General features: G+C 67.1%; 26 protein-coding genes. 6 read left to right on the top strand and 20 right to left on the bottom strand.

Annotated features, from left to right (window positions below):
• Positions 1 to 477, top strand: a 477-nt coding sequence (locus tag ON43_RS06895) for a hypothetical protein (RefSeq protein ID WP_218003214.1), incomplete at its 5' end; no start/stop codon positions are given.
• 120 nt (positions 478 to 597) lie between these two features.
• Here the strand turns inward: ON43_RS06895 and ON43_RS06890 are convergent.
• The 7 genes from ON43_RS06890 to ON43_RS06860 all read right to left on the bottom strand — a co-directional run bounded on the left by ON43_RS06890 (position 598) and on the right by ON43_RS06860 (position 7,092).
• Entirely contained in the window at positions 598 to 1,305 is a 708-nt protein-coding gene (locus ON43_RS06890; RefSeq protein WP_157513941.1) for an ATP-binding protein, read from the bottom strand.
• Between the two features lie 329 nt (positions 1,306 to 1,634).
• Positions 1,635 to 1,985, bottom strand: a complete 351-nt coding sequence (locus tag ON43_RS06885) for a hypothetical protein (protein WP_157513940.1) — start codon at positions 1,983 to 1,985, stop codon at positions 1,635 to 1,637.
• A gap of 85 nt (positions 1,986 to 2,070) precedes the next feature.
• Positions 2,071 to 2,700, bottom strand: a complete 630-nt coding sequence (locus tag ON43_RS42245; protein ID WP_167333421.1) for a GAF and ANTAR domain-containing protein — start codon at positions 2,698 to 2,700, stop codon at positions 2,071 to 2,073.
• Between the two features lie 187 nt (positions 2,701 to 2,887).
• Complete coding sequence (locus ON43_RS06875; protein WP_245568497.1) at positions 2,888 to 3,583, bottom strand: GAF and ANTAR domain-containing protein; 696 nt, start codon at positions 3,581 to 3,583, stop codon at positions 2,888 to 2,890.
• Between the two features lie 77 nt (positions 3,584 to 3,660).
• Entirely contained in the window at positions 3,661 to 4,545 is an 885-nt protein-coding gene (locus ON43_RS06870; protein WP_040804863.1) for a GAF and ANTAR domain-containing protein, read from the bottom strand.
• A gap of 55 nt (positions 4,546 to 4,600) precedes the next feature.
• Complete coding sequence (locus ON43_RS06865; RefSeq protein WP_245568496.1) at positions 4,601 to 6,487, bottom strand: CheR family methyltransferase; 1,887 nt, start codon at positions 6,485 to 6,487, stop codon at positions 4,601 to 4,603.
• Positions 6,484 to 7,092, bottom strand: coding sequence for a chemotaxis protein CheB (locus ON43_RS06860; protein WP_040804861.1), 609 nt, complete (start codon positions 7,090 to 7,092; stop codon positions 6,484 to 6,486). Before ON43_RS06860 ends, ON43_RS06865 begins: the two co-directional genes overlap by 4 nt.
• Before the next feature lie 517 nt (positions 7,093 to 7,609).
• Between ON43_RS06860 and ON43_RS06855 the strand changes: the two genes are divergently transcribed.
• Entirely contained in the window at positions 7,610 to 8,500 is an 891-nt protein-coding gene (locus tag ON43_RS06855) for a phenylalanine 4-monooxygenase (protein ID WP_040804858.1), read from the top strand.
• Here the strand turns inward: ON43_RS06855 and ON43_RS06850 are convergent.
• A complete protein-coding gene (locus ON43_RS06850) occupies positions 8,497 to 9,117 on the bottom strand; it encodes an acyl-CoA-like ligand-binding transcription factor (RefSeq protein WP_051178056.1) in 621 nt (206 codons plus the stop codon). The two genes, ON43_RS06855 and ON43_RS06850, sit on opposite strands and share 4 nt — an antisense overlap.
• A complete protein-coding gene (locus ON43_RS06845) occupies positions 9,107 to 10,621 on the bottom strand; it encodes an MFS transporter (RefSeq protein WP_040804855.1) in 1,515 nt (504 codons plus the stop codon). The genes ON43_RS06850 and ON43_RS06845 overlap by 11 nt, the downstream gene beginning before the upstream one ends.
• A gap of 162 nt (positions 10,622 to 10,783) precedes the next feature.
• Between ON43_RS06845 and ON43_RS06840 the strand changes: the two genes are divergently transcribed.
• Positions 10,784 to 11,458 carry a nuclear transport factor 2 family protein gene (locus ON43_RS06840; protein ID WP_040804913.1) on the top strand — a complete coding sequence of 225 codons (675 nt, stop codon included), beginning with the start codon at positions 10,784 to 10,786 and terminating at the stop codon, positions 11,456 to 11,458.
• Positions 11,459 to 11,500: 42 nt separating this feature from the next.
• Positions 11,501 to 12,835 (top strand): D-alanyl-D-alanine carboxypeptidase family protein, encoded by a 1,335-nt coding sequence (locus ON43_RS06835; RefSeq protein ID WP_051178054.1) that lies wholly within the window; start codon positions 11,501 to 11,503, stop codon positions 12,833 to 12,835.
• Between the two features lies 1 nt (position 12,836).
• Here ON43_RS06835 and yhjD read toward each other — a convergent pair whose 3' ends face one another.
• Genes yhjD through ON43_RS06820 form a run of 3 tightly spaced genes read right to left on the bottom strand, consistent with a single transcriptional unit; the run spans position 12,837 to position 15,891 of the window.
• Positions 12,837 to 13,862, bottom strand: a complete 1,026-nt coding sequence (yhjD, locus tag ON43_RS06830) for an inner membrane protein YhjD (protein ID WP_040804908.1) — start codon at positions 13,860 to 13,862, stop codon at positions 12,837 to 12,839.
• A 37-nt stretch (positions 13,863 to 13,899) separates the two neighbouring features.
• The gene (gene trpS / locus ON43_RS06825; protein ID WP_040804851.1) at positions 13,900 to 14,925 is read right to left on the bottom strand and encodes a tryptophan--tRNA ligase; all 1,026 of its coding nucleotides are present in this window, start codon (positions 14,923 to 14,925) and stop codon (positions 13,900 to 13,902) included.
• A gap of 21 nt (positions 14,926 to 14,946) precedes the next feature.
• On the bottom strand, positions 14,947 to 15,891 hold the full coding sequence (locus ON43_RS06820) for an oxygenase MpaB family protein (protein WP_040804906.1): 945 nt from the start codon (positions 15,889 to 15,891) through the stop codon (positions 14,947 to 14,949).
• Between the two features lie 112 nt (positions 15,892 to 16,003).
• Here ON43_RS06820 and ON43_RS06815 point away from each other — a divergent pair, with 112 nt between their 5' ends.
• Positions 16,004 to 16,642 carry a TetR/AcrR family transcriptional regulator gene (locus ON43_RS06815; RefSeq protein WP_040804847.1) on the top strand — a complete coding sequence of 213 codons (639 nt, stop codon included), beginning with the start codon at positions 16,004 to 16,006 and terminating at the stop codon, positions 16,640 to 16,642.
• Positions 16,643 to 16,664: 22 nt separating this feature from the next.
• Here the strand turns inward: ON43_RS06815 and ON43_RS06810 are convergent, their stop codons facing one another.
• The 7 genes from ON43_RS06810 to ON43_RS06780 form a co-directional block, all read right to left on the bottom strand.
• Entirely contained in the window at positions 16,665 to 16,970 is a 306-nt protein-coding gene (locus ON43_RS06810) for a hypothetical protein (protein WP_157513938.1), read from the bottom strand.
• A complete protein-coding gene (locus ON43_RS06805; protein WP_040804841.1) occupies positions 16,967 to 17,191 on the bottom strand; it encodes a hypothetical protein in 225 nt (74 codons plus the stop codon). Before ON43_RS06805 ends, ON43_RS06810 begins: the two co-directional genes overlap by 4 nt.
• A 230-nt stretch (positions 17,192 to 17,421) precedes the next feature.
• Positions 17,422 to 18,543 carry an outer membrane protein assembly factor BamB family protein gene (locus ON43_RS06800; protein WP_040804839.1) on the bottom strand — a complete coding sequence of 374 codons (1,122 nt, stop codon included), beginning with the start codon at positions 18,541 to 18,543 and terminating at the stop codon, positions 17,422 to 17,424.
• Positions 18,544 to 18,657: 114 nt separating this feature from the next.
• Positions 18,658 to 20,280 carry a phospholipase C gene (locus ON43_RS06795; RefSeq protein ID WP_040804903.1) on the bottom strand — a complete coding sequence of 541 codons (1,623 nt, stop codon included), beginning with the start codon at positions 20,278 to 20,280 and terminating at the stop codon, positions 18,658 to 18,660.
• A gap of 115 nt (positions 20,281 to 20,395) precedes the next feature.
• Positions 20,396 to 20,899, bottom strand: a complete 504-nt coding sequence (locus ON43_RS06790) for a barstar family protein (protein ID WP_040804836.1) — start codon at positions 20,897 to 20,899, stop codon at positions 20,396 to 20,398.
• 1 nt (position 20,900) lies between these two features.
• Positions 20,901 to 21,392: a guanyl-specific ribonuclease gene (locus ON43_RS06785; protein WP_040804833.1), complete on the bottom strand. Its 492-nt coding sequence runs from the start codon at positions 21,390 to 21,392 to the stop codon at positions 20,901 to 20,903.
• A complete protein-coding gene (locus tag ON43_RS06780; protein WP_040804829.1) occupies positions 21,389 to 22,195 on the bottom strand; it encodes an exodeoxyribonuclease III in 807 nt (268 codons plus the stop codon). Before ON43_RS06780 ends, ON43_RS06785 begins: the two co-directional genes overlap by 4 nt.
• Positions 22,196 to 22,264: 69 nt before the next feature.
• On the opposite strand from ON43_RS06780, the gene ephH reads away from it, so the two are divergent.
• A complete protein-coding gene (gene ephH, locus ON43_RS06775) occupies positions 22,265 to 23,119 on the top strand; it encodes an epoxide hydrolase EphH (protein WP_051178053.1) in 855 nt (284 codons plus the stop codon).
• A gap of 95 nt (positions 23,120 to 23,214) precedes the next feature.
• Here ephH and ulaA read toward each other — a convergent pair whose 3' ends face one another.
• The gene (gene ulaA / locus ON43_RS06770) at positions 23,215 to 24,765 is read right to left on the bottom strand and encodes a PTS ascorbate transporter subunit IIC (RefSeq protein ID WP_040804826.1); all 1,551 of its coding nucleotides are present in this window, start codon (positions 24,763 to 24,765) and stop codon (positions 23,215 to 23,217) included.
• Between the last annotated feature and the right edge of the window lie 16 nt (positions 24,766 to 24,781).

Below are 24,781 nucleotides of genomic sequence, written 5' to 3'. Positions count from 1 at the left end.
GAAAAGGACAAGGCCATGAACACCACCGATACCGTCAAGATCCACACCGACCACAACACCGAGAAGCACCTCGGCGACTGGACCCACGCCAACTCCTTCGAGGTGAAGGCCCGCTACGGCAGCGTCGTCATCGACCTGCGCTCGCCCTGGATCGAGGGCGACGAGGAGATCGTCGTGAACGCCAACCTCGACCACGCCATGGTCAAGCTGCTCGTCCCCGAGGACGCGGTCATCGACTACTCCGAGCTGGAGTGGACCGGCCGCGGCAAGGTCAAGGACATGTCCCGCCCGCAGCACGCCTCCGGCCGCGTCATCCGTCTGACCGGTTCCAGCGCCAAGAGCGAGTTCCGCATCCACCGCGGTGGCATCGCGGTCCTCTCGGCCCTGTTCAGCCGCGAGTTCTTCGAGGACGCCAAGCAGGCCCGCAAGGAGGGCCGCACCCCCACCCTGGTCGACCCGGCCAACGCCCCGCGCTGATTTCCGGTCACCGGCGGCGGCTGCAAACGCCTCCGGCCGACTCGAATCGAAGCACAATGGCCGCCCCCATCATCTCGCTGCGGGCGGCCATTGCCATGCGCGCGGCCTTCGCCTTCCCGCTCAACGTGCGAGCAATGCCCATCGGCCCGTCGGCAGGACGGCCCACACCACCTTGCCGGCCGGCCGACGCGGCACACATCCCCACGAGCTGGCCAGGCGGGCCACGATGTGCAGTCCGTAGTGCCGTGATCCCCCCACTCCGGGTTCCCGCAGCAGCGCCTCGTGCGGGTCGTTGTCCCCGACCGCGACGCAGAATCGGTCGTCGCGCAGTTCCAGACGCAGTTGCATCCCGCCGGGGACCCGACTGTGCAGGAAGGAGTTCTCCACCAGCTCGGTGGCGATCAACAGCGCGTCGACACGGACCTCCGGCACGTCCCAGCGCACGCAGATCTCCTCGACGAACGTCCTGGCCCGCTGCCCGCACTCCGCGGCCTCGGCCAGTTCCAAGGTCGCCCGGTGCCGCTGCGACCCGCCGCCCGCGGCACGTAGCGCCGCGCTCACGTCGGCGAAGATCGGGAGTCGGACCGCGCTGCGCCGCAGCCAATCTCGCCGGGTCTGGGCGTGGGCGACCAAGTGGATCGGCACGTCCGGCCACTCGCCCACGCGCAGCGCCGCGCTCCTGAAGGCCGTGTAAAGGTCCGGCACCCCCACCAGCAGGTCGTCGAGGATCACCACGACCGCGTTCGGTTCATCGATCGCGAATTTCACGAGCGTATCGCTGAAATTCCGATACCCGGCAGCGGTCAGCTCGCCGCGGGGGTACACCACCGAGCAGCCCTCCCGCTCCCGCGAAGTCCATCGTATTTCCCTGCCACCCGACACTGTTCGATCGCCACCATCGAATCCGCACACGGTCCTCCGGGAACCATGTGGCAAATCTCAGCACAGACACCGAGCCGAGCATCGGAGCAATTGCGCAGCCTGGCCGCTCAGGTAAGCGAATACCCATTCTCGTGGACCGAAATCCTTTATCGCGGATCGACCGTGGAGTCGAATTGTCAATCGCACCGGATACTTTCACCGGCATGCCCGCGATCGGGCAGATTCCGGCCGGGATGCGGCCGACGCCGGGTCGCCGACCAGGGCATACAGCCTCACTACCCGGTTCCGGTGGGCCGGAGAGAAGCCTCCGGGTGGGGTGTGACGACCGCGGCGAATTCGGCGTATTCCCAGGCCGGTACGCAGATTTCGCGGTATTCCTCGCGCCGCCCGGAACAGGCCCACAGCTCCGTCGGTATGACCATGCCCACCGTGGATTCACCGCCGGCGGCCCGCGCGGCACCCAGCCACCGGCGCAGGTGATTCGAATCGATACTGGGCAGATACCGAACCGCCAGATCCCACTCGACCGCGGCGGGCGGCACCGGGGCTCGCAGGGCCGCGACGACGACCGCCGACGGTGCGGCCAATGCCGAATTGCGGGCTTCGCGGCGATTTCGAAGAGCCATATCGGTCTCCCTAGCTGCCGGCATGATTCACGAACGACGTGTCCGGCGTGAACCGTGAGCCGCGCTTCGGGACTCGATGACGTGATTACAGAATACGGCGTCCGCGGATACTTGTCGGCCGCTCGGGAGGGTCGAAATGCACGGGTGCGGGGCCGTTTCCGGTGGCCGCGCGAATCACCTCGGCCGCCGCCTCATGAAGTCGGATGCCTTGGAGGTCGGCGGCTTCGCGCAATATGGCCAGGGCGTCGGCGGCGGAGCTGGAGCGCTGCGATATCAGGACCCCGACCGCCTGGTCGATCGCCGAGCGGGCGGTGAGATCCGCCATCAGCCGGGTGGTCGACTCGGCACGGCGAGTCGAGGCGATCACGGCGGCCAGCAGTGCGCCGACCTGCGCGGCGGTCAGGGCCAGCCTTCGGCACAGAGATTCGTCGAAGGCCCCCGGCTCCGGCGCGTACAGGGCCACCGCGCCGATCGTGCGGTGCGGTACCGGTATCGGCTGCACCAGGATCGAGCGGACGCCGAGCTCGAGCATGCGCGCGGGATACCCTGCCCACCGCCGCTCGACTCGGAGCTCCGGGACCATCACGACGCGGCCGGTCGCGATCGATTCCGAGCACGGGCCGACGGGGTGGTCGAGCGGCAGCTCTCCCATCGGCGGTGCCGGGACTCCTCCGCTGTCGGCGATATCGGCGACCACCGCGTGAGTGAGCGTCACCCGGGACATCGTTCGCTCCGGCGCCATCGCGGTGACGAAGTCTGTTATGTCGCAAAGGGATGTCGCGAGATCCTGAGCCGACAGCACGGAGGAGGTGAGTTGTGCCAGCCCAATCGCGAAGCTCTCGGCCCCGACATGCCGAATCATCATGGCGCACACCACCGATCGCGGTTCTTCTGCCGGAAGCCTATTCCGAGGATGGCTCGGCGTCCATGCCGAGCCGGGGGATGATGGTCCCGGTCGTGGTGCGGATCAGTTCCGCCGCTACCGCGGCCAGCTTCATATTGCGATGCTGCGAGGCCGCCCGCAGGATCGCGAACGCCTGCTCACGGTCATAGCGGTTGTCGGCCATGAGAATTCCCAGCGCGCGGTCGATCACCCCGCGCGTCTTCAGCGATTGACGCAGCTGGTCCGCCAGCGCGATGGCATGCAGGGCCTCGAGGCGTACCGGCAGCACCACACCGAGATGTGCCCCGAGCAGGGAGACGGCCTGCCCGATCGACGGGCCGAAGTCGTGCGGCCGACTCGAGTACAGGCACAAGGCGCCGATGGACCCGGCCGCGGTGACCACCGGTTCGGCGGCGAGGGAACGGATGCCGCCGCGGAGTGCGAGGGCGGGATAGCCGCCCCACCTGATCTCGTCCGTGAGGTCCGGCACCGAGATGGACTGCTTCCGTGCCAGCGCCTGCAGGCTCGGGCCGCTCCGCAGGCGAACTTCGGCTCGCACCAAGGCTTGCGCACCGATCGTGGCCCCGGCGGCCGCGGCACCGTCCATCGCGATCAGCACACTAGCCGCCGGTCGGCCCGGCAGCATTGCCGAGATGATGTCGCAGGCGTCGCGCAACGACTCGCCGATGTCTTCGCCGGTGGCCAGCAGGCGCATCGTCACATTGACCAAACCCGCGCTGAATTCCAGTGGTGCACCGTCTTTCGCACTCTCGGATGCGGCGTGTCTCGTGTTCAGCACAAGCGGCACGTCCCCTCCAGCACCTGCCGTGCGATGTGGGTCAACGGCACGCTCTCCGCGAATGCGCGGGCTCGCAGCAGGGTCAGCGCCGTCTCCGAGTCACACGCGCACTGCACCGCGACCACACCCACCGCCCGATGTACCTCGGTGCGGAAATCGGCGTCATCGAACAGCGCCCCGCGCACCGTGTTCCGGGTGCTTACGGCAGCGGTCAGCAGGACGACATTGGCCAGCGCATCGGCCACGCTGTCCGCGATGGCCACGGTCTCGGTGGCCGAGACGGTCTGCGGTGAGAATGCGCACAGCGCGCCGATCCGCCGCGATTCGGCGCGCAAGGCGACGGCCACCAAGGTACGGATACCGAGATCAACTGCGGCCGAACCGAATTCGGGCCAGCGTTCGACGAGTCCGCATCCGGACACCAGCAGGCCGTTGCCACCGAGGGCGATGTCGCGCGCCGGACCGGTGCCGACCACCTCCTCGAGATCGTGCGCCGCTCGCGCGGTGGCATCGGAGCAGATGACGAGCAGCTCGTGCAGGTCGTCGTCGAACAGGGTGATCACCGCGCTATCCATCCGCAGTTCCTCGGCGACCGCGGTCATGAAGCCCGGCCGCGGCTCCGGCGTGCCCTGCTCGGCCCAGCGCCGCAATCGCAGGGCGTAGGACCGGTGCAGCTGGGCGCAGGCGCGGTGCCGGTGCTCCATTCTGCGGTTCAGAGCCGCCATGCGCTCACGGAAGGGCCGCATCGATTCGGGTCGGCGTTCGAATTCCCGCTCGTACTTCTCGGCGAGGGCCGCCGCTCGCGCGGCGCTACTCAGTTCGCGATGGTATTCACGCAGCTCTGCTGTGATCAGATCGCGGATTTCCGCCGACAGCATCTGGAAATTCTAGGGACGTCGTTCGAGGCGCGTCAAATTCCTGTGCCGCAGCCGATTACGATCCTGCGTCCTCCATCAGCAGCACCACGCCGTCGCGCACGCCGTCCAGCGGCGTGCACGTCACGGCGCACACGATCGATCGGCCGATGCGGTTGACCGATGGCGTCACGAGCGGCCCGGCTCGTTCCCCGGTCTTGAGGCAGGCGGCGACGACGTCGTGCAGGCCATCGGTGGGCAGGCCGAAATCCAGTGTGAAGAAGTACTTCTGGCGGACTTCGTCGGCACGCAGCCCCCACAGCTCCTCGGCCCCGCGATTCCAGCTGCGCACCCGCAGATCGCCGTCGAGCACCACGATGCCGGCGTCGATGCTGGCCAGGATGCCTTCCAGGAACATGCGCGTCTCGTCCAGCTCGGCGCTGCGGATGCGCAGCTCCTCGTTCATGGTCTCGAGTTCCTCGTTGCCGGATTGCAGTTCCTCGTTGGTGGTCTCGAGTTCCTCGTTGGTGGATTGCAGTTCCTCGTTGGTGGTCTCGAGTTCCTCGATGCTGGATTGCAGTTCCTCGTTGGTGGTCTCGAGTTCCTCGTTGGTGGATTGCAGTTCCTCGTAGGCGGTTTCCAGCTCCTCGCGTTTTACCTTCACCTCCAGGGCCAGCCGGGTCGCCACGGTGGTGTCGACGAAGGTGACCACCACGCCGACGGCGACATGCTCCTGCGCCCAGAGCGGTTGCACCTGCACATCGAAGTACTGGGTGTCCTCCGGCCCGAGACGCCGTTCCACCGATGTCAGGCGAATGGTGCGCCGCTCGCCGACGGCCTGTTCGATGACCGATCGCAATTCGACCGGTCGGTAAGAAATTTCCAGATCACGCAACGGCCTGCCCACATCGTGCGTGCTCAAGCCGAATAGGTTCCGCATCTGGGCGTTGATGACGGACACCCTGGCCTCGGTGTCCACGCCGAGGACGGCGAGAGGCGCGGTCTCCAAGGCGAGTTCGCTCAGTTGGCGGCGCTTGACGAACCCCTGCACTTCCTGGCCGAGCCCCACATCCAGCCGCGGTGCGATCTGCTGGGCGGGCGCGACGGCGTCGCCGATACGGCGGCGGAAGATGCGCTGGCGCATATCGGCGACCTCGAAGCGCTCACCGTCGGACAGCAGCATCTCGGCCTTGCCGAGGAACAGGAACCCGCCCGGGCGCACCGCGAAATGGAAACGATCGATGATCTGAGCCTGCGCCTCGACATTGAAGTACATCAACGTATTCCGGCAGACCAGCAGATCGAGCCGGGAGATCGGCGCGTCGCGGGTGATGTCGTGGCGGCCGAAGATCACGCGGCGGCGCAGGTCGGACCGGAAAAGGAACTTGTCGCCGTTGGGCTCGAAGTAGCGCCCGCGCAGCTCCGGTGAGAGCGGTTCGAGCGCCTTCGCGCTGTACAGGCCCGACCGGGCTTCGCGCAGCGCTTCCTCGTCGACATCGGTGCCGTAGATCTTGACCCGTTTCACGCAGTCGTCGATCCCGAGCACCTCGGCGAACGCGATCGCCAGCGAGTATGCCTCCTCCCCGCTCGAGCAGCCCGCGCTCCAGATCCGGATCTCACCATCGGGGCCCGCGTCCGTGACCAGTTCCGGCACGATCTCGCGCTGCAGATACCGCCAGGCCTCGACATCGCGGAAGAGGCTGGTGACATTGATCAGGATGGTGTTGAACAGGTTCCGGAACTCGTCGGCGTTGCTCTCCAGGTAATCGCGGTAGTCCAGGTGGTCGGGGATGCCGACCTCGTGCATCCGTTTGAGAATGCGCCGGGCCAGTGAAGTGCGCTTGTAACCGGTGAAATCGAATCCGCGGGAGTCGCGGATGAAGATCAGCAGATCCTCCAGCCCGTCATCGGCCTGCTCGACCGGGTCGGAAGGCTCGCCCACCATCAGCTCATCGGAGTCGGTCACGTATTACTTCCTTCGACCAGGCCGCTGACGACCTCCGCGATATCCGCCAGCGGCAGAATGAAATCCACCGCACCGGTCTTCACCGCCGCCTCGGGCATGCCGCTGAACTCCGCCTCCTCCGGATCCTGCACGATCACCGTTCCACCTCGCGATTTGACCGCGGTGACACCCATCGAGCCGTCGCTGCCCGACCCCGTCAGCACGCAGGCGATGGCTCGCGGACCGTACGCCCCGGCCACCGACTCGAACAAGAGGTCCGCCGAGGGGCGCACGAAATGCACGAGTTCGGAACTCGACAGGGCGAGCACGCCGTCGGGTCCGACGAGCAGATGGTAGTTGGGCGGCGCGATATAGACGGTGCCGGGCACGACCCGCGTGTCGGCCGCGGCCAGCTGCACGGGCAACGCCGAGCGACGCCCGAGGACGTGGGCGATGATCGTCTCGTGCCGCCGATCCAAGTGCTGGACGATGAGTACCGGGACGGGGAACCGCGATGGCAGGTGGGCCAGCAGGTGACTCAGCGCGGTGATGCCGCCCGCCGACGACGCGATCGCGACGACACCGTAGCCCTCGGCGGGCGGGAGGGGGCGGGGGTCGTCGTTCATCGTCTCAGCCTATCCCGGTCGGTCGCGGGAATGGTCGACCCTCACAGCTCTGGCCGATCACACTGTGGCACATACGAATTCAGTAACTTTGAAACCCATCTTAGACGCCCGGACCGGCGACGGGAATCGGTGCGCGAGGCAGGGGACGCGCCGTCGCACTTCGACCTCTCGAATGCCGCCGCCACGGACGCCGCACACATCGATGGCAATGGGGCGAAAACCATATCGACCTCCAAGCCCGTACTACAACGGATCAGGAGCCGCGCTTCGGGACTCAGAGGAACCCTTCGGACTATACGCTGAACTCCCGAATCCGCCGAAGCTCCGATCCGCGCCGCTATCAGCGGAAATCGAACCGATCAACCACGAATCACCGGGCCCGCCGAGCGGTCGGGCTGTCTACCCGCACTCGGTGCCAGCGCCTCCGCACCGGCGAGCGGTCCGCGACAGCTTGGCAATTTGTACAGCTCGAGCACCCTTTGTTGTCTGGATCACATCACAGTGATTGCATCGAGGTATGTTCACCGAGGCTCAGCTGTATTCGCCGGTCACCCGAGGGGCCGACGGCGACGTGACCGTGCACCTGAGCGATGAGCATCCGGGGGTGCACGATCCCGACTACCGGGCTCGACGCAATGCCATCGCCGCTCTCGCACTCGGCTACCGGCCGGGCGCGCCGGTGCCGCACATCGACTACACCGACGAGGAGCAGGAGGTGTGGCGGATCGTCTCCGCCGAATTGGCGCGCAAACGGGAGCGCTACGCGTGCACCGAGGTGATCGAGGCGGCCGGACGGCTGGGGCTGCCCGCCGACCACATTCCGCAGCTGGACGAGGTTTCCACCAAACTGGTTCCGCTCACCGGATTCCGCTATGTCCCGGCTGCCGGGCTGGTGCCGCTGCGGGAGTTCTTCGGCTCCTTCGCCGATCGGACCTTCCATTCCACCCAGTACATTCGGCACCACTCCGCGCCGCTCTACACCCCCGAACCGGATGCGATTCACGAAATCCTCGGCCACGCCAATCAATTGGCGAGCCCACGCTTCGCGGCGCTGTACGAGACGGTCGGCGCGGCGGTGGCGCGGATCGAGACCGAGCGGGCGCTGAAATTCCTGGCCGACGTGTTCTGGTTCTCGCTCGAGTTCGGCGTGCTGCGCGAGCAGGGCGAAGTCCGTTGCTACGGTGCGGGATTGCTGTCGTCCTACGGTGAGATCGAGGAATTCCGGGAGGCCGACCTGCGGCCGCTCGACATCCACGCCATGGGGACCATCGTCTACGACATCACGCACTATCAGCCGGTGCTGTACTGCGCCGAATCCATCAGCGAGATCGAGGATGTGGTCGGCGGCTTCTTCGAGACCATGACCGACGACACGGTGGCGCGGCTGGTGAGCGTGAAGCCGGTTTAGAGGGGCATACCGGCTTCCAGGAACTCCATGACCCGGAGGATCTGTTCCGATCCGAAGGAGCCCGCCTGGTCGACGAAACCGATCATGGCACCGCTGAGCGCACCGGCGAAGACTCGCACCTCGAACTCGTGCGGATCCCGGCCGGTGCGCTTGGCGACCAGGTCCGCGATCAGGCCGACGCTGCGTTCCAACTCCATGGCGACCGCGCCGCGCAGTTCGGGCACCGAGTACAGGATCTCCACCCGCTGCTTCTCGAAATCGCGTTCCTCCTGGCTCATTGCCGCGAAGGTCTCGATGGTGGCCTGCCGGAAGGCCGCCAGGACCGACAGCTCCGGGGGCTGCGCCTCGAAGGCCGCGATCATCATCGGGTCCAGATCGTCGGCCAGCGCCACCTGTTCCTTGGACGGGAAGTAGCGGAAGAAGGTGCTGGGCGAGATGTCGGCGGCGGCCGCGATCTGCTCGACCGTGGTCTCGGTGTAGCCCTGTTCGCGGAACAGGCGGAAGGCCTCGGTGCGAATGGTGCGGCGGGTGCGTTCCTTCTTGCGTTCGCGCAGGCCGCCCCCGGTCCCGGTCTTCGCCGGGGCCGGGGGCGTCGCGGAGGCGGTGTCAGCCGACATGAACCGATTGTCCAGTATCGAGATCGGCGGTCGCGACAGGAGTCTTGCTCCGGATCACGAAGGCGGCCAGGATCGCCGCGACCGCGCAGATGGCGGTGCAGACCCAGAGCATGGCGCTCATGCCGTCCACGAAGGCGCTCTGTACGTGGGCCAGCACGGCCGGATCGCCGAGCTTGCGGGCCACGCCGACACCGGCATTGACGCCGTCGGAGACGGGTTCGCGGTTCAGATCGCCGAGGCTCGAACGGTATTGGGTGGACAGGATGGTGCCCAGGATGGCGACGCCGATCGTGCCGCCCGCCTGCCGGAGCGCCTGCAGCAGCGCCGATCCGGAACCGGCTCGCTCGGGAGTGAGATCGTTCATGGCGTACGCCATGGCCGACGGCATGACGAATCCCATTCCGACGCCGAGCAGGACGATGCCGCCCGCCGCGAAACCGTAGCCGCTGTCCACGGTGATCATGGCGGCCATGCCGATACCGGCGGCGAGCAGGACGAATCCGGAGACGAGCACCGCGCGCACCCCGATCTTCGGGAGCAGCTTGTCGACCAGCCGGGAACCGATGAGCAGACCGCCGATGAGCGGCAGCAGGCGCAGGCCGCTACCCAGCGCGTCCGCGCCGAGCACCGCCTGGAAGTACTGCGGCATGGTGAAGAACAGGCCGAACATCGCGAAGTTGACCAGCACCATGAACACTGTGCCCCAACGGAATCCGGGCTCGCCGAAGAGTCCCAGATCGACCAGCGGGTGTGCGGTGCGACGCTGCCACAGCGCGAAGGCCCCGCCCAGCACCACACCGGCGGCAATGGCCGTCCAGGCCAGCGGATCACCCCAGCCCTCCTGGCCGCAGCGAATGAAACCGTAAGTGATGCCCAGCATTCCGGCCGCCGACAGCACGGCTCCCGGCACATCGATGCGGAAGCGGTTCGCGCTCTTGGATTCCGGGACCAGCAGGGCCACCGCGGTCGCACCGACGATCACCAGCGGCACGTTCAACAGGAAGGCCGAGCCCCACCAGTAGTGCTGCAGCAACCAGCCGCCGACGATCGGTCCGAGCGGCAGACCGATGGCGGTCGAGGTGATCCAGATGGTGATGGCGCGCTGCCGCTCCCCCGGCTCCGGAAACAGCGTGGGCAGCACCGACATCGACAGCGGCATCATGACCGCGGCCCCCAGGCCGAGCACCACGCGGCCCGCGATGAGCGCGCCGGAGGAGGTGGCGAAGGCGCACGCCGCCGAGGCGACGCCGAACAGCAGCAGCGCCGCGAGCAGGAACTTCTTACGCCCGTACCGGTCGCCGAGGGCACCCGCCGGGAGCATGAACGCGGCCAGCGCCAGCGTGTAGGCGCTGCTGAACCACTGCAGCGCGGAGGTGTCGGCGTGCAGGTCGACCGCGAGGGTCGGCAGGGCCACGGTCAGCACTGTCACATCGAGACCGATGGTCAGCATGGCGACGGCCAGGGCTCCCAGCACCAGCCAGCGGCGCACTCCCTCAGCTTTCATGACAGGTCCAATCATTTGCGAGTTTCTAGATAATGAGAGAGTCTCCCATTTCATAGAGACTGTCAATACTTGTCGCGACATGAGTGCCGGGCACTGCTACCGTCATGCGGTCCGTTTTGAGATCGATGACCCCCCAACGGGTCTGGACAGTTGAGGCACGAAATGACCGACCAAGCAACCGAATCCGCTCCCGAGACCCCGCTGCATCTGCAGGGCCGGGACGCCGTCATCGCCGCCGCCGCGCCGGAGGACTGGCGCGAGGGCGCCCCCGACTACCACCTGAGCAAGGAAGTCATCCCGGTCGAGCGCAGCACCCAGCACGCGCCGGATTCGTTGGAGCACATCGTCGAAGAGCTCGTGAAGGTCTTCGAGATGGAGGTCTCGCACAAGAAGGATCCGGCCAAGTGGGTCTCGCTGGTGGCCGAGCACTACCGCGGCCGCGTCAACGGCGGGCAGTGGCAGGACGCCGAGGAGTTCGCCCGCATCGGCTCCTACAACATCCTGATCGGTGAGAACCCCTTCTACGACGTGCAGGGCGAGAGCTTCGAGTCCTCGCACGACATCTTCCACACCGCCTTCCCCGGCGGCTTCTTCTGGGAGGTGCTCGAGGTTCTCTCCGGCCCGCCGACCGTCGCCTTCAAGTGGCGGCACTGGGGTCGCTACGAGGGTGAGTACAAGGGCCACCAGCCCACCGGCGAGCTCATCGAGATGACCGGCATCACCATTGCCAAGGTCTCCGAGGACCTGCGCATTCTCGAGCTCGAGCACTTCTACGACAACAACAAGCTGCTCGGCCCGCTGGCCCACGGCTGCCCGGTGAACCACACCGCGAACTAGCCTCCGCGCCAACCGGTCCGGTCGGCGATAAAGTCGGGCTCGATGATCATCCGCAGGCATCCGCATCGAGCAGCGGGCGCGGCCACCGGCCGCGCCATCCTTCGTACCGCCGCGACCTCGGCGGCCGGGCTGGCCGCCTTCACCGCGGTCGCCTTCGGACCGCTACCCGGTACCGTGTCGGCCCAACCGTCAACGACGACAACGCCGTTCACGACACCTAATACCGACGGCTGCCCGAACAAGACCTCCCCGCCGCCGCCCATCGACACCTCCGAGGTGCCCGAGCCCGGCCATTCGGCTCCGGCCGCGCTGCCGATCCCGGACCCGCCGATCGGGGGCAAGGCGCTGGGCGGATGCGGGGTGATCCTGCCGTCGGGGGCCGGGGCGGTGCCGGAGGGGATTTCGGCCACCGCGTGGGAGGTGGCCGATCTCGATACCGGACGGGTGATCGCGGCCAAGGATCCGCACGGGCGCTACCGGCCCGCCTCCACCATCAAGGTGCTGCTGGCCTCGGTGGCGATTCCCGCGCTGGAGCTGAACAAGACGGTGACCGGCACCCAGGACGACGCCAATGCCGACGGCACCCGGGTCGGCATCGGACCGGGCGGGCACTACACCAACAAGCAGCTGTTCCAGGCGTTGATCATGGCGTCGGGAAACGATGCGGCACATGCCATCTCGACCCAGCTGGGCGGTGACGACGCGACCGTCGCCAAGATGAACGCGCTGGCGAAACAGTTGAAGGCGTTGGACACTCGCGCCGCCACGCCGTCGGGATTGGACGGTCCTGGCATGAGCACCTCGGCCTACGATCTGGCGCTGCTGTTCCGGCACGCCATGACGCTGCCGCTGTTCGCCGAGCTGATCCACACCGAGCAGGTGGACTTCCCTGGTTTCCCGGCGGATCCGAAAAACCCTGACGACAAGGATCATCCGGGCTTCCCCATCGCCAATGACAACCACCTGCTCTACGAGTACGACGGCGCGATCGGCGGCAAGACCGGCTACACCGATGACGCGCGGCAGACCTTCGTGGCGGCGGCCGAGCGCAACGGGCACCGCTATGTGGTGACGCTGCTGAAGGCGGATGTGCGGCCGTTCCGACCGTGGGAGCAGGCGGCCAAGCTGCTCGACTACGCCTTCGCGCTGCCCGCCGGGGCGAGCATCGGGAGCATGCCCGACGCGTCGGGGAAGACGCCGAATTCGTCTGTGGCGCTGGCCAGTCCACCGGCCACGGAGGAGATTCCCGGGGGTGATCTGCGCGGGGATGAAGTCACGGACAATGGACCGCTGCGCGAGATCCTCATCGTCGGCGGCGTGATCCTGGTGGTGGTGCTGCTCGTGGCCGCACGCCTGCTGAGCCGCCGACGCAGATAGCTCAGCGGCGGCGGCGCATCGAAAGCAGCGTCGCCGCAAGGGCTCCCGCGCCGAAGAACATCGCACCCTTGCTCGCGGAGAGTTCGGCGATCGAGGATCGGGGCCGGATGATGGCCGGTCCCGGGGCCGGAATGTCCGCGGGCACTTCGTTCTCCGACGCCGTGGCGGCCCAGGCGGTGGCGAACAGAATGATGCGGGCGGTGAAGTAGCTGAAGACCATCAGCCCGATGATTGGTCCGAAGACCGCCCCGGCGGGACCGTTGATCACCGACTTCAACAGCACCGAGGCCAGCTGCTTGAACGCCTCGAAGATGATCGCCGCGATCAGCGCCGCCTTCGCCGCGCTGCGGAAGGTGACCGGGTGCCGCGGCATGCGCGCGATGATCCACACGAAGACCGCCCAGTTGGCGAGGATAGCCAGCACCAGCGACGCCACCGTGAGCAGGGCCTGCACCCAGCCCGACTCGTGCACGTGCAGGCGGTTCAGCAGCGTGTGGATCAGGCCGCTGGAGGCCAGCACCGACAGGGCGATCGAGATATTGAACGCCAGGAACAGGCCGACCATGGCCAGCAGATCAGACCCCTTGGTGACGAACCAGTTCCGCGGCTTGAACGGCTGATCCCACTGCTCGGTGAGCGCGGCCCGCAGGTTCGCTATCCACCCCAGCCCGGCGTACAGACCGGTCGCCAGACCGATGGTGCCCACCCCAGCCCGCGACTCCACCGCCTGGTGGATCAGGTCGTTGATGGAGTCGCCGGCCGAGCCCGGAATGTTCTCCACGATCTTGTTCTGGATATCGGTGAGCAGCTGCGGATTTCGCGACAGCACGAAGCCCGCCACCGCGAAGCCCACCATGAGTAGCGGAAACAGTGCCAGCACCGTGAAATACGTGATGCCCGCGGCGTAGTAGTCACCGCGCTGGCGCTGATAGCGCCCGCCCGCGCGCACCACGTGATCCAGCCAGGGGCGGCGCTGGATCTGCCGTTCGATCCACGCCTTCACATTCCCCACGACCTGCCCGAACACCGCCACCTCCGCACGCCCGTCGCGCGCGGCCGCCTGGTCAGCGGGCCAGGAAGCCCACCCGGTCGTACACCTGCGCGAGAGTCTTCCCGGCGACCTCCCGCGCCCGCTCCGCCCCGGCGGCGAGGATGCGATCGAGTTCGCCCTGGTCAGACATGTATTCTTCCACCTTCGCGCGCAGCGGTGTCACGAACTCGATGAGCGCGTCGGCGGTATCCGATTTGAGGTCACCGTAGCCTTTACCGGCGTAATCCTGTTCGAGCGTCACGACCGGAGTGTCGGTCAGCGAGCTCAGGATGACCAGCAGGTTGCTGATGCCCGGCTTGGTCTCCGGGTCGTAGCGGATCTCGCGCTCGGTGTCGGTGACCGCGGAGCGGATCTTCTTGGCCGAGACCTTGGGATCGTCGAGCAGGTTGAGCAGGCCCGCGTCGGTGGTGGCCGACTTGCTCATCTTCGAGGTGGGATCCTGCAGGTCGTAGATCTTGGCGGTGCCGGTCACGATGTGCGGCTCCGGCACCACGAAGGTCTTCTTGTAGCGAGTGTTGAAGCGCTGCGCCAGGTTTCGGGTCAGCTCCAGGTGCTGGCGCTGATCCTCGCCGACCGGCACCAACTGGGCGCGGTAGAGCAGGATGTCGGCGGCCATGAGCACCGGATAGGTGAACAGGCCGACGGTCGCGTTGTCCGCACCCTGCTTGACCGACTTGTCCTTGAACTGGGTCATGCGCCCGGCCTCGCCGAAGCCGGTGATGCAGTTCAGCACCCACGCCAGCTCGGCGTGCTCGGGCACCTGCGACTGCACGAACAGCGTCGACTTCTTGGGGTCCAGGCCCAGCGCCAGCAGCTGCGCCGCCGACACCTTGGTCCGCTTGCGCAGCTCCTTGGGATCCTGCGGCACCGTGATGGCGTGCAGGTCCGGGATGAAGTAGAAGGCGTCGTAATCGTCCTGCAGGCGCACCCAATACTGCAGCGCGCCAAGGTAGTTGCCGAGGTGGAAGGAATCGCTGGTGGGCTGGATTCCGGACAGTACCCGCTGCTTACGCTCAGCGGTCGGCTCAGAACTCGACATGCCCTGATCTTCGCATGTCGGCTAGGCCGAGTTTCTGGCCACCCAATTGCGCGGATCCACGCCCGGCATGCTGGTGCGGCCGGAGCCGACCAGGCGCTGTTCGCGGCGGGTGGCCAGCTTGTAGAGGGGGTAGCTGGGGCCGGTCATGGGCGTGGTGAGCGGGTTGCCGACCAGAGGCGGGGAGAGATGGGCGGTGCGGATGCCGCGGGCCAGGCCGCGGAAGGCGAGCTCCTCGCGGATACCCCAGCGCAGCTCGTACATGTCGCGGATGCGCTTGGGCAGGCTGCCCTGGACCAGCAGGGAGAAGCCGGACAGCGCCTGCTGCATGGGCATCGGCAGCGGGTGGGCGATGCGCTGGCCCATGAGATAGGAGCCGACCAGCTTCGCCTCGTCGGTGAGGAAGGGCTCGTCGGAGGCCAGGTAGCCGTCGAAGTAGTCGCGGAATTCGCGGTAGGTGTAGGGCGCGGCGCTGCGCGGCATGCCGAACAGCTCACCCCAGCGCACGTAGTCCTGGTAGAGGCCCTCGCGCTCGGTCGGGGTGAGGCGGCGGACCAGCAGATCGTGCATGACCTCGGCGGAGTCGAAGGTGAAGGCCATGGTCATGAACATCAGGTGCGGGTCGTGGGCGGAGTAGTGGGTGCCCGCGGGATTGGCCGCGCCCGCGTCCTCGGGCAGCGCGCCCTCGACCGGGGCGTGGCGCTTGCGGGTGAAAGCCCGTGCGCGGTCGGCCTCTTCGCGGGTGCCCAGGGAGACGGCCTCGAACATGCGGCCGGTGAGAGCGAGGCGGGTGTAGGGCGTGGTCCGATGCTGGGTGTTCTCGGCGGTTCCGACGTAGAGCAGCGGATGCACCGCGCCGATCACCAGCGCCCGCTGGCCGTAGGTGAGTCCGACCGCGCGCTTGCGCATGACCCTGCGGATCATCGAGTCGTCGGAGAAATAGCCGCTCTGAGCCGCCCGTGCAGGCATCGTTGCCTCCTTGGTGTGTGACGCGAACCACCGCATCTGGAAACAGAGTCCCCCAGATATCAAATTCTGGCAAGACCTTCTGCCAGAATCGCCGCCGTGCCAGAATCGGTTCGTGACCGGGCAACGGACCTACGGCGGCATTTCCGCGGACGAGCGCCGCACCCAACGCCGCACCGCCCTGCTCGACGCCGCGCTGGACATCCTCGGGACCCAGGGCATCGACAAGCTCACCGTCTCCGCCCTCTGCTCGGGCGCCGGCCTGAACGAGCGCTACTACTACGAGAACTTCGACAGCCGCGACGCGGTGCTCTCGGCACTGTTCGACAGCATCGCCGAGGAACTGGCCGCCGCACTGCTCGCGGGCGTGACCACCGCCCCCGATGATCCGCGCGCCAAGGCGCACGCCGCCATCACCGCGGGCATCGGCGTCCTCACCGACGACCCCCGCAAGGCCCGGGTGGCCCTGCTGGTCAGCTCCGCGACCCCCGAATTGCGCACCCGCACAACGCACACCATCAAGGCCTTCGCGAATCTTGTTGCCGCCGAGGGCATCGACTTCTACGGCCTCACCGAGGGCGACCCGCATCCCGTCATCGGCTTCCGCGCCACCTACCTCGTCGGCGGCCTGGTCCAAACCCTCACCGCGTGGCTCCAGGGCGACCTACCCATGACCCGCGACGAGCTCATCGACGCCACAACCGACGTTTTCGTGCTGCTGGGCGAGGATCTGGCGCGGGAGATCCGGCGCTGATCCGCAGCACCAAGCATCCCGATCAATCGTGAAGGTCGAATACGGACAGCAGCACTGATTTCACGGCGGTCATCTGCTCGCCTGTAGCGATACCCAGCCGCTCGAGGAACCGGTCCCCCGGGGCCACCCCGATGATGTGACCGTAGCCGTATCCGTGCGGGGCAAGATCCACAGTCACCATGCGACGAGGCCCGGGCGGCTCGAAATCGAGGATGTCCATCACCAGGATTCGACCGTCCTCGTTGAGCGGATCGCACGACACCACCAGCACGATGCGTTCCCGCATCACAGCCTGATAGCGCCAAATCTCACCGCGGCGTACGGTCAACGGCCCAACTCCCTCAGATAGGCGTCCACAGCGGCGTCATGGTCCGCAGCGGCTTCGGCTTCGGCGTCCGCGATGCGGGCGTCTTTACGTTGGGCGGCCAATTCGTCACGGATAAGTTCGTGTCGTACCGCCCGCGCGATATAGGCCGTCAAGTTGCCTTGTCCGGCATCCTTGGCGGCGGCCGCCAGATCGTCGTCCAGACGTAGGGAAATCTTTGCCATACGGCGAGGATACCGATTGTCCGGCAAGTTGTCCGACAGTTGCATTCCGCCGGAGCTCCTCCCCAGCTCAAACCTTCGCCGTACTTGTGGGACCGCTCGTCAACCATGGCCGAACAGCTGGCGACCGGCTTAGCCCGCCTGATAAATGCGAAACGCGCTCCGCCCGGTCACCAGCTCGGCCGTCATGAGCATCAACTGCCTGCCGAACAGCTCGGCTGCCACCGACAGCGTCAGCGCACCAGCGCGACCACCGCGCCGCCGTCGGCGGATTCGGCATAGCAGTGTGCCTCGCCGACGGCGAAGCGCACCTCGGACCCGGGCTTGTCCGGAATCGATTGCATCCAGCGGACTTTGCTGGTCCGCGCGTCGATGGCGCGCACGGTGCGGGCGGCCAGCAGGTAGAACGCGCCCGCCGCCGCGTACCCGGCCGCGTCGACGGCCTCGCCCTGGTCGGAAACGGTGAGGCTCCACAGCGGCGCGGCATCACCCCCGGGACGCATGGCGTGCAGTTTCGAACCGTCGCACAGGTAGTAGGTGTCGGCAGAGCCGAAGACGGTGTCGGCCGCATAGGATAGTGCGGGCGTGTTCCACAGGGCGGCACCGGTTTTCGGGTCCAGCCCCGAAATGGTGTGCGCCCCATCGGTGACCAGGACCGACCCGTCGACCAGACCGGAGGCGGCGGTCGTGGCGTAGATGCCGGAATCACCGGGACGGGACCAGACGGTCGCGCCGGTGCCGAGGTCGAGTGCGGTGAGTGTGCCGCTGCGACCGGGACCCTGGTTGTACAGGTGCGGCCCACTGTCGGGAACGTAGAGCGCCTCACCGTCACAGGGCACCTGCCACCGCATGCTCTTGGTGCGGATATCCACGGCCCACACCTCGCGCCCGCCCTTGCCGGGTCCGGAGGCGATCAGATACAGCACAGAGTCCCGAACCCCGAATGCCCCATCGAGAGTGACTCCCTCGGGCGCGTCGAAAGACCACTTCCGTTCCCCCGAGGCCATATCCACCGACACCACCCGGGCCGCATCCGATTCGATCCCGCAGACCGTCAGCACACCGCTCTGTACACACGAGCGATGACTGATTCCGCTCGCGGTGATCGGCAGTCGCCACGCTTCCCGCCCGCTCCTGGCGTCGACTCCCGTCAGCCCAGCCTCGGTTTCGACCGCCACCGCGCCGGGCCCGTACCGTAGTCCCAGCACCCCACCGTCGACCTTGTGTTCCCAGGCAATGCTGCCCGAGGCCGCGGTCTCCACGGCCGCACGGGGCGCGGCGCAGGCCGAGGCCACTCCGGTCGCGAGCAGAATCGCCCCGTCGCGCAACACTTTTCGACGATTGATCAAGGCCATACCCCGCTCGCTGGACACACTGTCAGCCGACTATAGGGGTAAGCGACCTCTCTTAAATACAAAACCGCCCGGCCTTTCCGTATCGAAAAGGCCGGGCGGTCTACGGAACTGCGATCAGCTCGCCGCGCCGGTCTTCGGGTCCAGCGGCAGCGCGGGCTGCGCGGCGGCCTTGAAGTCGAACAGGGCGTCCAGGGTCCCGGCCTGCTCGTCGAAGGAGTCGTCGCCGATGCGTCCGATCTTCCAGTTGTCCTCGATGAACTTCAGGACCGAGGTCTGGTCGGTCAGGCCGTGGTCGACGAAGTTGGCCTTGGCGTAGGGCGAGACCACCAGCAGCGGCACACGCTGGCCGTAACCGCAACGGCCCTGGTACTTGGCCGGTTTCGCCTTGGCGTCACCGCAGGCGCCGGGCGCGGTGTAGCCGTCCTGCTCGGAGGCGGAGTTCATGACCAGCTTCGGGGACGCGTGGTCGTACCAGCCGTCGGAGTCGTCGTAGGCGATGACGACCGCGGTGTCCTTCCACTCCGGCAGCTTCTGCAGGTGGTTGATGGTCTCCACCAGGAACTGCTGCTCGTCCAGCGGATCCGAGTACAGCGCGTGGCCGTCCTGGTAGCCGGCGGCCTTGAGGTAGCTGACGGCGGGCATATTGCCCTTGTCGGCGGCGGCCCAGAAGTCGGTCAGATCGTACTGGTGGTTGGCCTGATCGGTCTGGCCGATCTTGTCGACCGAGGTCGGCGGCAGGTGGTGCGGGTTGGCCGTCGACGGGTAGTACTGGAACGGCTCGTGGTGCGGGATGTAGTCGCCCTTGGTGCCGAAGGGCAGCGCGCCCTCCTTGCCGGTGCCGCCGAGCGCGACGCCCACATTGTGGGTCGCGCCACAGACGGCCTTGCCGTCCTTGGTCTCGGTCGGCTTGAAGCCCGCCTCGAAGAAGCCCCAGCTGATGTTCTTCTTGTTCAGCAGGTCACCGACATTGGTGCCGGTCAGCTGGACGGTGTCGCGGGTGGAGCAGTCGTCGCCGTAGGGCTGCGGGTCACCGACCACGGTGCCCTGGCCGTTGCCGGCGTTCTCCAGCACGGTGTCCTCGGGGAACGGCTTGCCGGCGGGCGGCTGCGTCTTGGTGACGCCGTGGGTCTGGCCCGTGACCAGGTTCAGCGCGCCGACCGTGGACGGGCCGAAGGTGGTGGTCCAGGAGTTGTCGCTCATGGCGTAGTGCTGCGCGTAATTCCACAGCGCCGTCACCGAATTGCCGTCGTAGTAGTCCATGACCAGGCCCTGCGGGCCGTACAGCGGCGCCTTGCAGTCCTTGCCCTCGGACACATTGGTGTGCTCGACGAACTGGTCCATCTTGCCGTTGTTCAGGGCGAGCTGCTCGTCCTTGTACTCGTGGTCCTGGTCGCAGGTGACCTGCTGAGCCGGACCGCCCAGGCGCACGGGCTGCGCCTTGTTGGGGTTCTTGGTGAGCAGATCCGGGGTGAGGCCGTCGATCTTGGGCGTGTTCGGCAGCGCCGTGAACTTGGTGCCGTCCGTATTGGCGGCGTTCGGGTAGGTGCCGAAGTAGTGATCGAAGGAGACGTTCTCCTGGAAGATCACGACCACGTGCCTGATCGGGGTGGCGGTGTCCGTGTCCGCACCGGCCTTGTCGGTCGACGACGAACACGAGGTGGCGCTCAGCGCGAGCAATGCGGCGAACGCGGCGGCGGCGCGGCTTCGTTTACCGAAGCGACGAACCGAGGCGGGCATGGAACCTCCAGGACGAAACCGGATCGCGAAAATCGCGATCGCATAGGCGAACCATTGCAGCGTCCATGACATCCCCGTTCGCCCGCAGGTTAACAGGAGCGGAAGATCCGATGAATCACACTGATTCGGCGTCGGGATCCAGGGCGAGGGGAACGACCGGCAATCCGGGCGGGGTGGCGTCCTGCAGGACCACCCGGAACGGGATGCCGCGCTTCTCCCAGGCCGCCGCGGCATCTGTCATGGCCTCGGCGAACCAGGCGCGTTCGTCGGGCTGGTGGTCCAGCATGAGCGCGGCATTGCGCACCACCACCACGTATCCCATTGCGGCCTCACCGAATTCGTCGAGGTCGCGCAGGCATTCGTCGAAGGCGTCCTTGTTCTCGCCGAAGTAGTACGGGAATTGGAAGGCGGCGGCGAACTCGTCGAAAACCTCGGCGACGGTGCGCATCTTGCGGCCCCGGACCTCGCGGGCGACATAGCCCTCGGGTATCCGGTAACGGACACCGGAGAATTCGGCCGCGCCGAGAGGCAGCACGCCGAGCACCGGTGCGGGTGCCTGGCGGGCCATGGCGTTCGAACGGGTCGAGAGGAACTGCGAGAGCGGCATCGGCTCTGTCATGTCAGCGCATCCTCGTGAAGGTCTTGTAGTGGTCCCCCGTGTAGTAGGCCGAACCGTCGCTGCCGGTGACGATGCGTTCGGCGTCACGACCCTGACCGCGTTGCTTGGGATTGACGTCCCATTCCTGATAGCTGATGGCCTTGCCCGACGAATCCTTGCGCGGCAGCGCGCCGTCGCGGTTGTTCCAGGTCTCGCCGCCGTGCGTGCCGGGCGCGTTGGCCGAGTCGGGCCAGCGTCCGGCGTCGATCTCGACCAGCGTCGCGTAGGCGCGGTCGGGGACCCCGGGCGTCTTGGTGGGCGCGACCGATTGATCGACGATGCCCGGCGTGGTGCCGCCCGGCTTCGCGGTCACCCTGACCGTCGAGGTAGCAACGGCCTTGGCGCTGTTGCTGTCTCGATGATCGTTGGACTTGGTGGCCAGGAACGCGACGAGCAGCACCAGCACCGCCGCGCCCAGCGTGAGCCAGGCGCGGGTCTTCTTGGAGATGTTCATCGGTACTGCACCGTCACCGGCGCGTGGTCGGACCAGCGTTCGGCGTAGGTGGCGGCCTTCTCCACGACGGCCTGCTTGGCGCGGGAGGCGATATCGCCGCGCGCCAACTGGTAGTCGATGCGCCACCCGGCGTCATTGTCGAAGGCGCGGCCGCGGTAGGAGTGCCAGGAGTACGGACCGGGCACGCCCGGGTGCAGGTCGCGCACCACGTCGCGGTATCCGGCGGCGAGCATCGAGGAGACCCAGGCGCGTTCCTGCGGCAGGAAGCCCGCGTTCTTGGCGTTGCCCTTCCAGTTCTTGATGTCGAGTTCGGTGTGCCCGATATTCCAGTCGCCCATGATCACGAACTCGCCCGGGTGGGCGAGCATGCGCGCGCCGATGGCGTCGAGGAAGCGGTACTTCTCGTCCTGCATCGGGGTGTCGGCCTCGCCGGTGTGGACGTAGACGCTGGCGATGGTGAGCTCGTCGAAATCGGCCTCGACGTAGCGGCCCAGGGTGGCGAATTCCTCGACGGGAGTCCAGGTTCCGTCCGCGAGCAGGCCGACCCCGACGCGCACCGCGTCGGGCTCCTTGCGGGACAGGATGGCCACGCCCGCGCGGCCCTTGAGGCCCGGCTCGGCATGGCTCAGGAACCATCCGGCGTCCAGCGCCGGGGCTAGCGCCTTTCTGGTTTGCTCATCGGTCGCCCGCGTCTCCTGCAGGCAGACGATATCGGCCTCGGTAGCGGCCAGCCACTCGAGCAGTCCCTTGCCCGACGCGGCACGCACCCCATTGACGTTGCACGTACTGATGATTTTCGCCACTTCACGACCGTACAATGCGGCTTACCGACTCTCTTCACGGACATCGAGGTCCAGGAAGGGGTGACGACGATGACGTCAGGCACCACCAAGCCCATCGCCCCGCCCGCGCCCATTCGCGCGCTCCACACCGGCTCCGGTGAACCACTGCTCCTGTTGCACGGATTCATGATGTCCCCGCATTGCTGGGAGCAGGTGGCGCAACGGATGTCCAGCCATTGCGAAGTGTTCGCTCCGGCCTTCGCCGGGCATTGGGGCGGACCCGATTTCGACGGCTGGTATCTCGATGTCAGTGCCCTTGCCGACCGCGTGGAGGACCAGCTCGACGAGATGGGCTGGCGCACCTGCCATATCGCGGGCAATTCGCTCGGCGGCTGGGTCGGCTTCGAACTCGCGCGCCGCGGCCGGGCCCGCACGCTGACCGCGATCGCCCCGGCGGGCGGCTGGCAAACCCCGTCCGCGCTGCAGCTCCGGGTCGGTCTGAAGTTCGCGTCGCTGGTTCCGATCGTGGAGATCGGCAAGCTGCTACCCGACGCCATCGCCTACAGCGCGGTCATCCGACAGGTGGTGGCAATGCTGCTGACCAAGAACACCTCGGCGGTCTCGCGCACAGGCATCGAAGCGGCCATCACCTCGGCCATGCACTGCAAGGCCATGCTGCCGATGCTGGTGAGCGGGCTCCGATTCCCGGCCCTGGAAAACCTCTCCACCCTGCGCACCCCGGTCCGCCTGCTCATGTGCGAGAACGACCGAATCATCCCGAACCGCACCTACGCCCGCCGATTCCTGGAGGAACTCCCCGAATCAGCGGACCGCATCCTCGTCCACGACGTAGGCCACGTACCGATGCTCGAGGCACCAGATCGCATCGCGACACTGATCGCGGAGCACGTCTACGCCAGCCGCACCCGTCTGCGCGCTGTTTGACGCGAAACACCTCGTCATCCCGGCGCGCTTTCGGCCGGGATCCACTCCTGCGGTGGTGGATTCCGGCCAAAAGCATGCCGGAATGACGGGGTAGGTCAGTCCAGCGGAGGCGGTGGGGTCGGCGCTCCTGACGGAACCGGAATCTTCGGGAATTCCATCGCATTCGGTCGTGCCACCGCCTCTGTGACGGCTTCGGTCCGGGTGATGCCCAGCGCCCGGTCGCGGGCCGCGCCCGGGTCCCAGCCTTTCGCAACCACTTTGGTCTGCACCAGGATGGCGATCAGCAGGATGACCAGGCCGATGGCGAGGGAGGCCACCACCGCGCCCCAGCCGCCGAGTTTCGCCGCGGTGCCGATGGCGGTGCCGAACCAGCCGAAGTCGGCGTCGCCGAAGGTGGTGTTCTCCTCGCCGAAGGGGCCCAGCACCTTCAGCAGGATGGCGGGCAGGAAGGTGATGAGGCAGCCGTTCACGAACGCGCCGCAGACCGCGCCGCGGCGGCCGCCGGTGGCATTGCCGTAGACGCCCGCCGCGCCGCCGGTGAAGAAGTGCGGGACCAGGCCGGGCAGTACCAGGGCCCAGCCGAAGAGCGGGTTGAAGATCCAGCTGAGCAGGCCCAGGCTGACCAGGCCGCCGACGAAGCTGCTGATGAAGCCGAGCAGCACGGCGTTCTGGGCGTAGGGGAACACGATCGGGGCGTCCAGGGCCGGAATCGCGCCGGGCACAACCTTTTCCGCGATGCCCTGGAAGGCGGGTACGAGTTCGGCCAGGATGGTGCGGACGCCGAAGAGGATGACCGCCACGGCGATACCGAAGGCCAGGCCCTGACCGACGGCCTTCATCAGATAGTTGCCCACGTTCGTGGCGCCCGTCTCGAAAGCCTTGAAGGCCGTGTCCTGCCCGGCCCGCGCCAGGTAGGCCAGCGCGAGCACCAGGTACAGCAGCACCATCGACAATGCGGTGGCGACCATCGAATCCCGCAGGAAGCGCAGCCCTTCCGGCAGATCCATCTCCTCGGTGCTGCGACTGCGCTTGCCGACCAGCTGACCCGTCGCGCCCGCCGCGATATAGCCCGCGGTGCCGAAATGCCCGATCGCCACCTCGTCGCCGCCCGTCACGCGCCGCGTCCAGGACTGCGCCAACGCCGGCAGCGACACCATGACGATGCCGAGCAGAATGCCGCCCGCCACCACCACGACCGGCGTCGACAGGCCCGCCACCGCGAGCACCATGGTGAGCAGGGTGGCCATGAACAGCATGTGATGACCGGTCAGGAAGACGTAGCGCAGCGGCGTGAACCTGGCCAGCGCCAAGCTGATTCCGAACCCGAGGATCATCAGCCACGTCACCTGCGCGCCGTATTCGTCCTGCGCGATGGCGACGATGGCCTCATTGGTGGGGATGACGCCGTGCGCGCCGAGCGCGCCCTGGATCATGGTGCCCAGCGGTTTCAGCGATTCCACCACCAGGCCCGCGCCCGCGCCGATGAGCAGGAAGCCCAGCGTCGCCTTGATGGCGCTGCCCGCCACCTGGCCCGCCGGTTTCCGCAACGCGATGAGGCCGACGGCGGTGATGATGCCGATGAGATAGGCGGGCTGGCTGAGGATTTCATTGACGACGAACTGGGCGATAGCCAGAACGACATTCATGCTGCTCTCCTAGAGG

Source organism: Nocardia concava NBRC 100430, assembly GCF_000308815.1.
GTDB classification, from domain to species: Bacteria; Actinomycetota; Actinomycetes; order Mycobacteriales; family Mycobacteriaceae; genus Nocardia; species Nocardia concava.
This window is presented reverse-complemented; position numbering and strand designations above follow the sequence as displayed.